The 15007-nt window shown below is 31.2% G+C and carries 12 protein-coding genes; 4 read left to right on the forward strand and 8 right to left on the reverse strand.

Annotated elements, in window-relative coordinates; genetic code table 11:
- Positions 1-497 precede the first annotated feature (497 nt).
- A complete protein-coding gene (locus O5633_RS04700) occupies positions 498-1346 on the forward strand; it encodes a hypothetical protein (protein WP_269610950.1) in 849 nt (282 codons plus the stop codon).
- Here the strand turns inward: O5633_RS04700 and O5633_RS04705 are convergent.
- Positions 1321-2112 (reverse strand): tetratricopeptide repeat protein, encoded by a 792-nt coding sequence (locus tag O5633_RS04705; protein ID WP_269610951.1) that lies wholly within the window; start codon positions 2110-2112, stop codon positions 1321-1323. The genes O5633_RS04700 and O5633_RS04705 overlap by 26 nt on opposite strands.
- A gap of 765 nt (positions 2113-2877) precedes the next feature.
- Between O5633_RS04705 and O5633_RS04710 the strand changes: the two genes are divergently transcribed.
- A complete protein-coding gene (locus O5633_RS04710) occupies positions 2878-3015 on the forward strand; it encodes a hypothetical protein (RefSeq protein WP_011824146.1) in 138 nt (45 codons plus the stop codon).
- Positions 3016-3237: 222 nt separating this feature from the next.
- Here O5633_RS04710 and O5633_RS04715 read toward each other — a convergent pair whose 3' ends face one another.
- On the reverse strand, positions 3238-3807 hold the full coding sequence (locus tag O5633_RS04715; RefSeq protein WP_269610953.1) for a hypothetical protein: 570 nt from the start codon (positions 3805-3807) through the stop codon (positions 3238-3240).
- A gap of 354 nt (positions 3808-4161) precedes the next feature.
- On the opposite strand from O5633_RS04715, the gene O5633_RS04720 reads away from it, so the two are divergent.
- Entirely contained in the window at positions 4162-4965 is an 804-nt protein-coding gene (locus tag O5633_RS04720; protein WP_269610954.1) for a 5'-methylthioadenosine/adenosylhomocysteine nucleosidase, read from the forward strand.
- Between the two features lie 35 nt (positions 4966-5000).
- Here the strand turns inward: O5633_RS04720 and O5633_RS04725 are convergent, their stop codons facing one another.
- Positions 5001-5180, reverse strand: a complete 180-nt coding sequence (locus tag O5633_RS04725; protein ID WP_269610955.1) for a hypothetical protein — start codon at positions 5178-5180, stop codon at positions 5001-5003.
- 588 nt (positions 5181-5768) lie between these two features.
- On the opposite strand from O5633_RS04725, the gene O5633_RS04730 reads away from it, so the two are divergent.
- Positions 5769-7697: a carbamoyltransferase C-terminal domain-containing protein gene (locus O5633_RS04730; protein ID WP_269610957.1), complete on the forward strand. Its 1929-nt coding sequence runs from the start codon at positions 5769-5771 to the stop codon at positions 7695-7697.
- A 319-nt stretch (positions 7698-8016) separates the two neighbouring features.
- Here the strand turns inward: O5633_RS04730 and O5633_RS04735 are convergent, their stop codons facing one another.
- From O5633_RS04735 to ychF, 5 genes are all read right to left on the reverse strand, one after another.
- Complete coding sequence (locus O5633_RS04735) at positions 8017-9687, reverse strand: GspE/PulE family protein (RefSeq protein WP_269610958.1); 1671 nt, start codon at positions 9685-9687, stop codon at positions 8017-8019.
- Positions 9688-10287: 600 nt separating this feature from the next.
- Entirely contained in the window at positions 10288-11745 is a 1458-nt protein-coding gene (locus O5633_RS04740) for a DUF2079 domain-containing protein (RefSeq protein ID WP_269610959.1), read from the reverse strand.
- Positions 11746-12247: 502 nt separating this feature from the next.
- The gene (locus O5633_RS04745; protein ID WP_269610961.1) at positions 12248-13279 is read right to left on the reverse strand and encodes a hypothetical protein; all 1032 of its coding nucleotides are present in this window, start codon (positions 13277-13279) and stop codon (positions 12248-12250) included.
- On the reverse strand, positions 13245-13640 hold the full coding sequence (locus tag O5633_RS04750; RefSeq protein WP_269610962.1) for a hypothetical protein: 396 nt from the start codon (positions 13638-13640) through the stop codon (positions 13245-13247). The genes O5633_RS04745 and O5633_RS04750 overlap by 35 nt, the downstream gene beginning before the upstream one ends.
- A gap of 204 nt (positions 13641-13844) precedes the next feature.
- On the reverse strand, positions 13845-14936 hold the full coding sequence (gene ychF, locus O5633_RS04755; protein ID WP_269610964.1) for a redox-regulated ATPase YchF: 1092 nt from the start codon (positions 14934-14936) through the stop codon (positions 13845-13847).
- Positions 14937-15007: the final 71 nt, after the last annotated feature.

Below are 15007 nucleotides of genomic sequence, written 5' to 3' on the forward strand. Positions count from 1 at the left end.
GATAGAGAAGATGGATTAATAGTAGTAGAAATATTTTAGTTTCAATTTTCTAAAAAGAATAAAGCCTGGAATAATTTTTTTTTCATTTATTACGCTGACTTTTTATTTTCTTTTATTTAGTTTATAATGATCAAAAAAAGGTTAATCAATAATTTTAATGTTTTTTTGGTTCCAAGCATGACTATATTTTCAGAAAACTTTATAGAAATATACATTAAATTAAATTTGATATCTATTTCTATGAAATAATCTATATAAATACTTTCTTACTGTCAGAGATAACTTAGTAAAGATTTCAGGGTAGGAGATGAGGCTTATAATGATTTGAATAAATTAAGATCTTGCTAATGAATAAAAAGTGGAATAACCTAATTTCTGAATTTCGCAAGAATGGAGGAGTAGCCGAAAATGTATGTCAGAAGGACGGTGTAAATGGAAGAGGTATCTTTCCTATCAATTTCCAAAAGAAATCAAAAATTTATACTCCCGACACCTTAATGATAAATAAAGATGATATTTATTTGGATGATAACAAATTAAGAATCAAAGAAGATAAAAAATATAGTAAAAATATAAAGGATTTTTTTAGCTATTACCAAGATAATTTCTCATGGGGGGAAGGTGGAAGAGAAGCAACAGAGCTTTTCGAAAAAGGTTTAAAACTCTTTAATCCAGACTTAAAAAGTTTATTAAAACACTATTCAATTATAGACATAGAGAAAAGACATGAAGGGAACTGGAATAATGTGATTCTAAAGCAATTTCTTGATGCTCGAGCATTTAAATTTAAAAAATCTTCAATGATTTGTCCAGTATTAGAACTTGTAAATCATGAGGTAATTTCTCTGCCTTTCATAATTCATCAAGAAGGAATAAGCACACCAAATTACCCACCCTTAAAAACTGAAATAACTCATAATTACAGTCCTAAAAGTTCATTAAGTCGTTTTTTTACTTACGGTTTTTTTTGTAAAGAAACAATAGTTTTTTCGATACCTTTTAATATAAATATCAAAGGGAGAGGAATTAACATTTTTTGTAAAGGAAATGATATTAATGATGACTCTATGAAAATAGAAAGATCTGGGAATAAGATTGCAATAGAAGGATTGCCTATTTCCGATATTAATAATCATAAATTACCAGTAAATTATTTTAATGAGTTAATCAAAAGAATAGATGATGCTAATATTAAAAATGACTTATTCCTAAAAATAATTGAATTGAATATTACAACTAGAAAAAATATTTTAAAAAAATTAAATTCTACAGATGATAATATTATTTTACATGAATTTCGTAAACTCTTAGACTATGATATCAGTTCTCTTTCATCTTATAATTAAAAGTATATGATCCATTTATAGACCATGGTTTAAGCTGAATTATTCTTTGAGAACATCTCAAAGCTTCTTTAAAGTTTCCTGTATCCCTTAAAAGAATCCCTAAATTTAAATGAGCATCTATATAATCAGGTTTAAGTTTAATTGCTTTGCGTATTGATAGATTTGCTTCTTTAAATTTTCCTAGGTCTTTTAATATCGTCCCAAGATTATTATATGCCTCTGGATAATCAGATTTCAATTCAATTGCTTTACGTATTGACATCTCTGCTTCAATTAATTTTCCGACTCTAATTAAGATTGTTCCAAGATTATAATGAGCTTCTGGGTAATCAGATTTGAATTTAATTGCTTTACGAATTGACATCTCTGCTTCAGGTAAGTTGCAAAGATCTATCAATATTATTCCTAAGTTTGAATAAGCTTCTGCAAAATCAAATTTAATTTCAATAGCTTTACGCTGGAAGGCTTCTGCTTCTTTATATTTTCCCATTTGTTTCAATATTACTCCATAATTAGAGAAAACTTTATGATCTTTAAAACCTTGATCAACAAAATACTTATAAAGTTTAACTGCTTCAGAAATATATCCTTGAGAATGAAATCTAAATGCTTTAATAATTATTTCTTCTTTAGAATTTTTGGAAGTTATTATTTTAGAAACATCAGGGTTCTGATTAATTTCTCCCAAACAAAATGGGATAGGAAATATTATTGGTTTTTCCCCTTCATTATTATAAGTAATATTATTCTGTTTTTTAATATCCATAATCCTAACAAAGATTAATATCGCTTGTTTAAGGCTCTACTAAATATACACTGTAATATGATAATTGCTATATTATATAAAGAGGTTAATCTTAAGTCTCGATTATGAAAAGAAAAATTTTATTAGACCTAAGTCAGAAAAGGGCGAAAAGATGATAATAGAAAAGCTATTAGATTAGCTCTATTCTTAAAGAAAAAGATGAATTAGTTCCATAATGACAAATCCACTTATCAAGTTAATCTATTATGCACACATGAAACTTTCTACTTATAATTGTTTTTTTTTGAATATCAAAAACCATATTCAGAAACATTCTTCCATGCAGAATAAAACATCTCAGACAAAAATTTATACTATAAAGTTTACTTTGTAATAGGTTTAAAATATTTAAATAAGAGATATATAGATATCGCTAATAATCAAAGTAATTTTCTAACCGACGTCAGAAGAACGACAGTGTGCACCTCATCACGACGTTGATAATTGTAGACGTTAAATTTCTCAGACATTAAATAAAAACCCCGAAAGATCTATTTATACCAAAAAATACAGCGAAATTTCAGGCTTAGATCAGTAAAAATTAAAGTTATACGCTTTCTCAAACTGACGTTTACAACCCCAATGGCTCAATCTAAAAATGAGAAAGATATTCGATAGGTTTTTATAGCCTTGGAGAATCATTCATAGAAATACTTAATATTTGTTGCCCATTAAACAAATATCAGCTAAAAAAAGTATCAACAACTACAACAATGGCTTCGACCCATGATCAATGAAAACCTTGTAGAAATCCTTCTCGCTGCAATTCTTGTTTCAAATACCTATGACAAGGATCAGCCTGTAATTAAATGGGGCGGAATAGTAATAGCAGTTGCTGGTATAGCTTCAGCTTTATTTGGATAAATTTTAAATCCTTTGATTTTGGCATAATTCAAATAGATCAAAATTCTTTAACTGGGCTGCAAGTATCTTGCAGCCTTTTTTTTGATTGAATAAAAACTCACGCATATTTATAACAGTTGATTCTCAGTAAGAATTGCTGTTAGACGTAAGTTAGAACAGCAGAATGAAGTTCGAACAATTCAATCAGAGAATGAAAGTTAAAACAAATCGAATAATGACTAATCATACAAGATTTTTAACCTCCACAGCGTTTAGGAAAGCTTCATTTAATGGTTCTAATGTGCTGTTAGTCCATTCAGATAAAGCACTTCTCATTCCACAAGATCCATTCCTATAGGCATCTGTCATTTCTAAACCAGTTAATTCATGATTTCCTAAGAGGAGTTCAAAGACTAATTCAGGTTGACTATCATAATTGGCAAGACAAGTAGATAATTCGGCGAAAGCATCTTTTAACGAAAGTTTCTTTTCTTTACGATGTAACTCAAATAATTCTCTGGCAATCTCACCATATTTCTTTGCTCCACTATTAGAAAAGATACTATCAGTTTGATTTAAATCTTTTTCTATATCAAGCGAGAAAGCATTAATTATTTTTAGTTGTTTTTCAACTCTTAAAAGTCTTTGTTCAAGAATATCAATATTCGAAGTTGCTTTTATAGAAACTTGTTCTAGTAACTCAGTGATAAAAGCTGTTAGTGTTTTTCCACTTCTAATTGCTTCAGACTTAAGTCTTAGTAGTAGTTTAGGATCAATCTTAATGTTCAACTGTGACTTGTCTTTACCAGTCATCTTTCTTGTATTTTTTCTACTATATCTAATTATTTAGAGAAAACTATTGCTTCTTGCAAGAATTAAATCATTTATCAATTAAGAAATTCGCCAAGAAACATAATTTAAACTTAGAAAGAATTAAAATAGTAGCGTTCTAGCCATTGAGAATCCCTACCAAGACTGAAATGATATACGTTGGACAAAAACTCGATAACGTACATTTATACCAATCGATTACAAGCAAAAATCACGGTTAGACCAAAACACGAAAAAGTTAGACAAGGCTCTATTGATAACCCCAAGTTATAAATAAAAGAAATCGTTGTTAGATTAAATCGCTAAATTATTAGAATAATCTGATACTTAAAAATATTGGAAAAACCACCTTTTAACCCTTCACACATTGGACTGCTGTGTGCCATGCCTGAGGAAATAGGCGCAACTTTAGAAAATTTGCAAAATCCAATTGAGACTCATTGGGGAGATCTTAGAATTACTTCTGGAGAATGGTATGAGCATGGAGAAAATTGTCCTTCTTTATACATCTCTATTGCATGGAGCGGGTGGGGCAAAGTTAGTGCTGCCAGAGCAGCGACAAGACTTCTAGGCACATACTTTAAGGGAAAAAGTATAGATATTATTTTATTTACTGGAGTCGCAGGCGCTGCCAATTCAACACTTAAGCAATGGGACATTGTTATCCCAACAGAATTGGTTCAACATGATATGGATGCTAGACCTCTTTTCCCGAGATATGTCATTCCAGCTCTTAAGCAAGAGAGAATCTCTGCAATAAATAAATGGGTTGAATGGGCTAGCTATGCGATTAAAGATTCAATTTCCAAAAAACACTGCAAGCATTTTGGGAAAGTAGAGAATGGTTTAATAGCTACAGGAGATCGATTCGTAGCAGAGAAATCCTTAATCGATAATCTTTCTAAAGAGCTACCAGGCTTATGTGCTGTTGAGATGGAAGGAGCAGCAGTTGCTCAAGTTGCCTATCAGGAAAAAGTGCCTTGGCTAATAGTTCGTATTATTTCTGACGGAGCTGATAATTGTGCGGCACAAAATTTCAATGACTTTTTGAAAGATTATAAAAAGTCCTCATGGGATCTTATAGAGACCCTTTTAAAGAAATATAAAACAGCTCCTTGGGAAGAAAAGACAGCTAAATAAAACTCTATTGACACCAGTCAAAGACCCTGCCATGACTAGCATTCTGTACGTTGAATAAAAACTCCATCACCTAACCTTGGATATCCATGAGTGTCTTTTGAATCGATATAAATATCATCTCCATCAGTACCAGACAAATCAGGTTCCATACCTTGATAAACAGCTCCTCCTCCATCAGGAGAAAGAGTATTTGCTGGAATGTAGTAAGTCGCCAATTAATTTTTCCTATTCCAAGCGAATCTAATAATACTATCTGTTATATAAGATCTAGCCCCGACCTAACTCTTAGTTGATTTAGTTTGACTCATCACTTATTCTCACTTGTCTCAAAAAACACAACTTTTCGTCTCAAAAGGTTAGACTAAATTTTTAGACTAAACCTTAGTCTAACTTCTAAAAAGCCTTGGTATAAATAAATTTCTAGACGTTGAATAAAAACTCCTATACATCAAGTCATACCAATCGATTACACGCAAAAATCGCGGTTAGACATAAACGTTAAAGTGTTAGACAACCAGAGGAGACGTCTTGTGATTCCAATAAGCTTTGAAATTGAACTATCATTGAAATCCTTCCGGAAAGAGTGTTTACGCGAACCCTCGCACTCTGGATTTAGTGACATCAGCAACAGTTAAGAAGTCAGGCAAGGTTAGAAAATTTTTCGGGAAGCAAGTAAAATATTGAATGTATAAAAAACTAATTTTTACCTTGCTGTTAGTTAATCCCCATGCAAGAAATCCTATATACTATAGAGACGGAGAAAAGAAATTACTCTTTGTAATCGATAACATTGTCTTTTAAAAATGACGAAGATATTAGCTCTACATTTTGGCCATAATTCTCATGCAGTTCTTTTAAATGATGGCCATATAGATTCATATGTACAAAGAGAACGAATTTCATGCACAAAGAATCATGCTGGAGTTGATAAGATTTTAATAGAGAAATGTCTTTTAGATTCGAATATAGATATTAATCAAATTGAACAAGTTGCTATAACAAATACTCAATATCGTGAATTTATTTTTGAAGATTTTGATTATTTTAATTTTGAATATTCTCAAAACGGTGTCAACTCAGAGATTGATAAATTTTTTACTAAAAATAAGGCTAAATATATTAAAACGTATGAAATAGTCCAATCCCTAACTACTAATAAAAATCCAAGATTAACTAAAGCCAACTCAAAACAATATCCACAATTGATTGAATATACTGATCAAATTAATAAGAAGATTAATCTTCCTTCTCAAGCTTACATGCTTACATCTAGATCAGATTTTAGCGAAATAACAAATTCATTTATAAATAAAGCCGACTCATCATTTGATCAGTCTAGAACATGGGCTATTAAAAACTTTTTTATACCTATAAATGTTTATATTAAAGGAAGAAAAATACCTGGATTTTTTGTTGATCATCATTATTCTCATACATACTCATCTTCTGTAAAATCAAAAATCAAAAAGGCATTAGTTCTTAGTGCTGATGGATCAGGAGCTTCCTTATTAGGCAACTTAGCTTCGATTAAAACAGAATCAGGAATATTTCCTTTGGTACATACAAATTTTCGAGGAGGTCAATTTTATGAGGTTTGCGCAAGTTTAATTGGACTTGATTGTGGAAAGTTTATGGGCTTGGCTTCATACGGTAAAAGTAATCCTGAGTTTATAGATTCTATTTCTTTAAAATTAGGTAAAAATATTAATAACTTAACTGAGAAAGCATTTATTGAATATTATCAAAGTTATTTTTCAATCAATATCATTCGTAAACAATATGACCTTTTATCAAAAGAAATAGTTAATTATGCAGCCAATGTTCAATCTATTTTTGAGTTAAGTTTTTTAAAAACCATCTCTACTTTAAATAGTGTAGTGAAAAATATTTTAGATAATCAGTGTGAAGGAATTATATTATCTGGTGGTTCTGCTTTGAATTGTCCATCTAATAGCTCAATAGCAGAAAAGATAGGATATCAAAATGTTTTTGTAGAGCCAAGCTGTAATGATGAAGGTTTAGGCTTTGGAGCTGCCATAGCTTTAGAGAATGTTATTAATAACAAATTATCAATAAATCAAATAAGAGATAATCAAGTTAATTATTCATCTCCATACCTTGGTCCTAAAGCTATTCCTCTAAGAAATGAGATTATTAAACAATTCTCAAATGAATTGATATTTAAAGAAATTGATACTATTCCATGGAGCGACTATGTTGCGAAAATGTTAGTTAATAGTGCTGTAGGGATAATTTTAAAAGATAATTCCGAGATTGGACCAAGAGCATTAGGCAATAGATCCATAATCGCAATTCCAGATAATTATGAAGTTTCTAATAAAGTAAATTCAATAAAAAATCGAGAAAAGTGGAGGCCCTTAGCACCCGCTTGCCTTGAAAAATACTTTAATTATTTTTTCAATGGTCCTAAGAACCCATATATGTTAATGACATGTAAAGCTAAAAATATATATTTCCCTGGTGTTATACATGTCGATGGTTCTTCGAGAGTTCAGTGTGTAGACAAGGACTCAAATAACTTCTACTTAATATTAAATTCTATCGATAAGTTAATAAATAAACCTATACTTTTATTGAATACATCATGCAATCGAAAAGGAGAACCTATTATAAATGATGCCAATATAGCTCTTGAATATTTAAGAACTTCAAAGATTGATTTTTTAGTTACAGATAAATATCTAATAACAAAAAATCATCTCAAAAGCTAGAATAAGATATAATTAAAGAGCTTAATATCCCTTGCTATCAGTGGCTATTATACGTTGAATAAAAACTCCTTAGCATCCAGCTATGCCAACCGATTACAGCGAAAAAAACAGGGTTAGACGTAAGTTAGAAGAGTAGAACGAAGTTAGAACGCAGCGAAGGTCACAATGCAGGGGAGTGAAAAAACTCCTTGGTTTCAGCTTATCCCAATCGATTGCAATCAAAAACTGCTGAAAAAGCTATGAATAAATAATACTGATTCAAATAAAACATGTCTACTAATATTCTTCTTTTAATTGATAATATAAAGAATATAATTGTTTATTTTTTGCAAACTCTTTCAAGCTCTGAAATAGTAGTTAAATGTTTAAATATTAGTTGTTTTCCATACTCTCTTAAAGTTATCATTCCATCTTCTATTGCAATATCTTGTATTTCTAGATCCGTCATTCCCTTTGTAATCGCATTCTTTATATTTCTATTGATAATTAGCAATTCATATACTCCTATTCTTCCTTTATAGCCTATCCCCATACATTCTTCACAGTAAATAGTATTATTTGTATTTCTTTCTTCTTCTGAAATAACAGAGGCATATCTAATTAGTGTATTACTTTTAATACCAGTTTTATTTGAATCTTCTTGCGTTATTTCTCGTAATTCACTACAGGAATTGCAAACACGCCTCACTAGTCTTTGGGCTAAAACCCCCCTAACTGAAGTATTTAACTTATACCTTGGTACTTCCATATCTAACAATCTAGTTAACGAACTTGCGGCACTATTTGAGTGTAAAGTTGTAAAAACGAGGTGTCCTGTTTCTGATGCATCCATGGAGGCATTTGCAGTCTCTGGATCACGAGTTTCTCCAATCAAAATAACATCAGGATCATGTCTCATAAATGTTCTCAGAAGATATGGAAATGTCTGATTTTTAGATTTATTAACTTGTGTTTGAACAATGTCTCCACCTAAATCATATTCAATTGGATCTTCAGCTGTAACTATTTTATTCTCTCCATTGTCTATCTCTCTCAAAGCAGCTGCTAGAGTAGTAGACTTGCCTGAGCCTGTCAGACCAGAAACAATAATAATTCCATTTTGTAAGCTAATTAAATCCCTAAAAGAGTTCCTTACATATGAAAAATCAATTAAAGTATTCAAGTCTAATGAAGACGAATGACTTTTTAAAAGTCTTAAGACCATGGACTCTCCATTTCTTACTGGAACAGTCGAACATCTAAATTCAAGTTTTTTATTTTTGTATTTTTTATAAATTTTCCCATCCTGACTAGCCCTTTTTTCAGATACATCCATATCCGCTAAATTCTTTAAGCTGGCAACTAATTGCAGTCCTTCTTTGCTTTTTATATTTATAAAATTTTGAAGTATTCCATCTTTTCTTACACGTATTTTGTAATTATATTCATTTGGTTCAATATGAATATCAGAAAAATCATTCTTATAGGATTCACTCAATATAAATTCTACTCTTTCCAATACTTCAGAGCCAGATTCTATATCAAATGAATCAAACTCATCCTCCTTATATTTCTTCATAGTCTCTTTCATTAAAAGCGAATTAGATTGTTTATCAGATAAGAAGTTTAATGAAGAATGAGGATCATAAGCTTTGTTTTTTTCCTTAGAATTAATATTATTATGATTTATTTTAGTATTCTTTCTTCTATTATTTATTTTTTCTGATTCTGCTGAGAAAGGTTCCCAGAGCGAATAAAAGAATCCACGATCTGATTTATCTAACTTAAAACCTTCTTGAAGCCCCTTAATAATAAGAATCATCCAAGGCAATGATCCAATAACTTTGTCACGCGCTAAAAATGGATCATTAGAAAAATTATTGATTGCAGAATATATTAAAGGAATAAAATCTGTAGTAATAAAGAAAAGGACTGAATATGCAAAAATTCTCTTTCGATAGTAGCTTGAAATCTTTTTTTCACTATCATTTAAAAGCTGAATTAAAAACATACAGCTTGGGATTGCCCAACACAGAAGGACTTTGTAAGTGCTTGAAAGGATTAATTCTATCAAATTAACCTTAAATAATCTTTTACGATTCTAATTATCAATGGGATTCAAGCAATACAACAATCAAACAATTAATGTTGGCCACAGAAGTTATAGATTACATGAACGGCTTCTTATCCCTCGACCTCACCATTAATGTCTCTTCGAATCTACTAAAAGTTAGAATAAAGTTAGAATGCAAGCCTATCCAGAACAGTGAGAACCCTTGGTATAACTGGACGCTTATACGTTGAATAAAAACTCCATATAGACTAGTCATACCAACCGATTACAGCCATATTTTCATGTTAGACCAAATCGCTAATTTGTTAGAACAAGTTAGAACATCTCATACTTAGGCAATGAGACAAAGATGAGACAGACTGATCGCGACCAATAGATAGCCTTTTATGATGAACGTTGCATTACGCCGTACCGGTTATTTTTTTTCGAACCGACGATTACATTAAGACTCAAAAAGGTATAGGGATCTAAGTTAAAGATAAAAGATCAAACTAGAACCAAAGCCATCCTTGCTTATTTCCACAGTCATTAGCAAAATTAATAATCCTTTTTAAGTTGAAAGACAGAAAGATTTTTAAAGCCTTTTACCTCTAAGAGATTATTATCAGACTTGAGAGAGTAAAAACATTGATCTAAATTCTTTATATTGAAATGAGATAGTGAAGCATTAGGAGCAATGGCTATTAAAGTACCTTTTTTAAATTTTATTCTCTCATTGCAAAATTTAAAATCCTGAGAGGGGCTATGATTTATATGCGTGAATAATGGAGATTGTAAGTAAATCTTTTCATTCTTAAATTTAGATGTAAGTATTCTAAGTTCCTTATCTAGTTCAATATGAAGGTTAGTTATTGGATTTAAGGCTAATGACATTAAAGGAGATGGTTTAGAAAAACAAAGTATTAATGCAAATATAGGAACTAAAGTAAATTTAAAATAAGTAAAGTTTAACTTCCTTAGGAATGGTAATAACTCTAAAATAATTATACCTGGCATACAAGCAAATAACAAAGGAGAGGTTAAATCATCATAATGGTATTGAGAAGAATACATTGGCTGAAAACTTACAATAATATTTTGGAATAATGCTGGTAAAAATATAACTCCATAACGCCAGAATAGAATAGGAAGAAAAAATAATGGTAGCAATAAATGAATAATATATTTTAACTTTAATCCAGAATCTTGAAAAATCCCAAATCGTTCAAGTTTGGAATATCCATTAATCGAGAATAAAGGTATTACTAATTTTATTAAGAACAACATTGTTATTGAACCCATAAAGACAAGAGCTAAACCTAATTTAATTTTTTTATGTTTAAAGATTAAATATAGTCCGAAACCAATAGATACAAACATAGTATTTTCTTTAAATAAAATTAATCCACCTAAAATTATTAACATTTTAATGTATTTTCCCTCCTCCAAAAATATAAAGGCCATCAAGATAAATGGTGCTGCTAAGGATGAAGGATGAAAAGTAAAATCAGTTGCACTTCTCATTGGTAGATATAAAAACCATGATATACCTAATAAAATAGAAACAAAGAATCTTATATTTATATCTGCTGTATAGATTTTAGTTAATCTATACAGTAAGATAGGCAAGCTACAATAGGTTAAAGCTTGTACTAGCAAGATCCATCGTAGATCTGATTTAATCCAATAAAAAGGTATAAAGATTATCATTATTGGCGAAAAATGTTCTCCTAAATGATTCTTCTCTAAAACAGAAGAATAGAAGAATTTTCCTATAGATGAATTGAAAACTATATTGCCATATATACCAGCATCCCATGTCGGTAAACTAAAAGTACTATAAGAGTGAAAAAAGCTAGCTGTCCATACAATAAAAAAAAATAAAGAAATGAAGATTATATAATAAATAGGATTAATCTTTTTACAAAATCTATGTATATTTTTAGCTGATTTATTGATTCGTACAATTAGATTTCGATTAGCAATTAAAGAAGTTATAAATGCAGCAATTGGCACAAAAAGAGCCAAAAGGTGTCCATTTCTTGGCCCAACACCGCTTATCCAGATTAATACTGAAATAATTAAATATAAACACAAAGATGTTGTTAAAAATGCAGAGCTATATTTAGCTTTGTGATAATATTCTTTAATAACTCCCTTCATAAACTTTCAGGTAGATTTTTTACATACTATATACATAAGATAAATTTGATACATCACTTAGCCTTTTAATAGATACAAGTAAGATTCCGAAGCAGGAAATGCCTTTTAAGGACTAATTGATTAGAAATACATAGAAAAATGCAAAAGTTAGAATAACACCAATTCTAATCTTAAAAAACCCTTGGTATCACTTGTCTGCCATACGTTGAATAAAAACTCCTATACATCAATTCATAGCAACTATTTACAGCGATATTTTGTGGTTAGACCAGTACAACAAAAAGTTAGACTAAATCCTTGTCTCATTGAGACAGTAAAAAGATCTAGAATAAACTCCTTACTCTCTGATTTCTTACTAAGCAATCAAAGCAACAGTATCTGCAAAGCCATTAGAGGTTAAGTAATCGGTCATTTGCTGCAGATTTTGATAGTTAGCGTATTGAATATTGCCATCTGCATGCATCACGGCTCTTAAGTAGGCAGAGTTATCTACTTTGCTCCAATAAAGTTCTTGGAACCCATCACCGTCATAATCTCCAACAGTTTTAAGAATGAGGTTATCGAGTTTTAGGTCATTGATGAAAGTTCTCGAACCATCAAAAACACTATCTTTTTCTACCGTTCCATTTGCAACCAATGGATCTTGATAGATACCAACAATCCTTGTTGTTCCTCCGACTCCATGCTTGGTGTAGTCAAAGGCTCCTGTGATTGGATCAATCGATGATGTCACCCATCTTCCACTGATGCTATTGGTAAATACAGCTTCTATTGTTCCATCACTATTAACATCTAATTGGCCCTGAAATTTATAGGAATAAGTCACAGTCGTTGGTGCATCTCCTAAATATCCATGCAGATTTCCGTCATAGTCTTTTATTCCATCTAATAAATACTTGATTCCAACAATTACATCATTAATGTTATCGGCTATCTGTTGTACATCTCCATTACTGGTTTCATTTTTACTTTCTTCATTGCTTTGATTTCCTGAAGTTTTAAAAGCACTTTCTCCATTACTAAGAAATATTCTATTTTTTAAACCTTGTATGCTTGAATTAAATGTAAGTGATGCTAAAAAATCAACTAAATATTTGGCATCTGGATACTTAATAGCAGAAAGAGAAAATTCATATTTCCATTGATTGTATCCATTAGGATCTTTCTGACGATTTATATATGACTCAATAGATTTTGATGGACCTGTTAAGGCTGATATTCGTTTCTCATTTTCTATACTTAAATTGGGATATTTATCCGAAACACCACCACCTGTAATTAAAATTTCCTCTTCAATCCAACTATAACTAAATGGAGATGGTTTAAATAGATCTCTCCAACATCCGTGTGGATCATAAACAATGGTAAGAGCTGGATTTGAATCCACCCCCCCCCATAGATTCATTTTCAGGGTAATAATGTCGAAACATAATATCGCTTCCTAATACGCCTTCAGGAAGAAATATTTTATCTGTATTAACATTGAAATTCTTTATTATTGGATACCCACCGCCTTCCAAATAAGGATGTTCGACTCGGTTCTTTGCATCGACATCTAAGGCTAAATAATATTTATCTGAACCTGATGTAAAAACTCCATCACCTAAAGTTGGATAGCCATGAGTGTCTTTTGAATCGATATAAATATCATCTCCATCAGAACCAGATAAATCAGGTCCTATACCTTGATAAACAGCTCCTCCTCCACCAGGCGAACGAGTATTTACTGGAATGTAGTAAGTCGCCAATTAATTTTTTCTAATCCAAGCGAATCTAATAATACTATCTGTTATAGAAGATCTAGCTCTATCCTGGTTCTTCGTTGGTTTAGTTTAATTCATCACTTATTCTCACTTGTCTCAAAAACACAACCTTTCGTCTCAAAAGGTTAGACTAAATTGTTAGACTAAAACTTAGTCTAACTGATGAGAAGACTTGGTATAACTGAATTTTTAGACGTTGAATAAAAACTCCATAACGTCTCCCTCGTTTACGACATATTCTTTACCTTCACTTCTTAACCAACCTTTGTTTCGGGCCTCAGAGAGAGATCCTGCTTCAAGTAGTTTTTTATAAGAAATTGTTTGAGCCCGAATAAATCCCTTTTCAAAATCTGTATGAATCACCCCAGCGGCTTGAGGAGCTGTCATCCCATCAGATATAGTCCAGGCTTTAGTTTCTTTTTCTCCAGTAGTGAAATAAGTGCTTAAACCCAACAATCGATATGTAGCTTTAATAAGACTAATTAAACCTCCTTCTTCAACTCCTAAGCCATTTAAATAATCATCTCTTTCCTCATCCCCCAATTCAATTAATTCAGCCTCGACTTGGGCTGAAATCTTCACGCATTCAGAACCTTCTTTCGTTGCCAGTTTATTTACTTCCTCTGAAAAGGGATTACCCTTCGCAAGTTCATCTTCCCCAAGATTAGTTGCATAAATAATTGGTTTTTCCGTTAATAAGCCTAGTGGTTTAATTAATTTTTTCTCTTCATCAGTTAACGAAACACTTCTAACTGTCTTTTCATTCTCAAGGGCTTCGCTTAATTTTTCCAACACCTCATCTTCTAACTTTGATTCCTTATTAGTACTTAATTGTTTTTTTAATCTAGTTCTACGTTTTTCTATCTGATTTAAATCAGACAATGCTAATTCTAAATTTATTATCTCAATATCTCTAGATGGGTCTACTGATCCAGAAACATGAATAACTTCATCATCGCTAAAACACCTAATCACATGAACTATTGCATCGACCTCTCTTATATTTGCTAAGAATTTATTACCCAGTCCCTCACCTTTACTTGCGCCCTTAACAAGACCTGCAATATCAACAAATTCTATTCTAGTAGGAATAATTTGCTTACTATTACTAAGTTCACCAAGTAAATTCAAACGTTGATCCGGTACTGAAACAGAGCCTACATTGGGTTCAATCGTACAAAAAGGAAAGTTTGCTGCTTGAGCTTGAGCATTCGCAACAAGTGCATTAAACAAAGTGGACTTTCCAACATTCGGGAGTCCAACAATTCCGGCCTTAAGCATTGAAATGGGTCTTTGAAAGACGCCAGCTGATTAATTTGACTAAATTAAACCCAATAGTGCCCTTTAACAGC

It is taken from the genome of Prochlorococcus marinus str. MIT 1013, from assembly GCF_027359395.1.
In the GTDB taxonomy this organism is placed as follows: Bacteria; Cyanobacteriota; Cyanobacteriia; order PCC-6307; family Cyanobiaceae; genus Prochlorococcus_B; species Prochlorococcus_B marinus_E.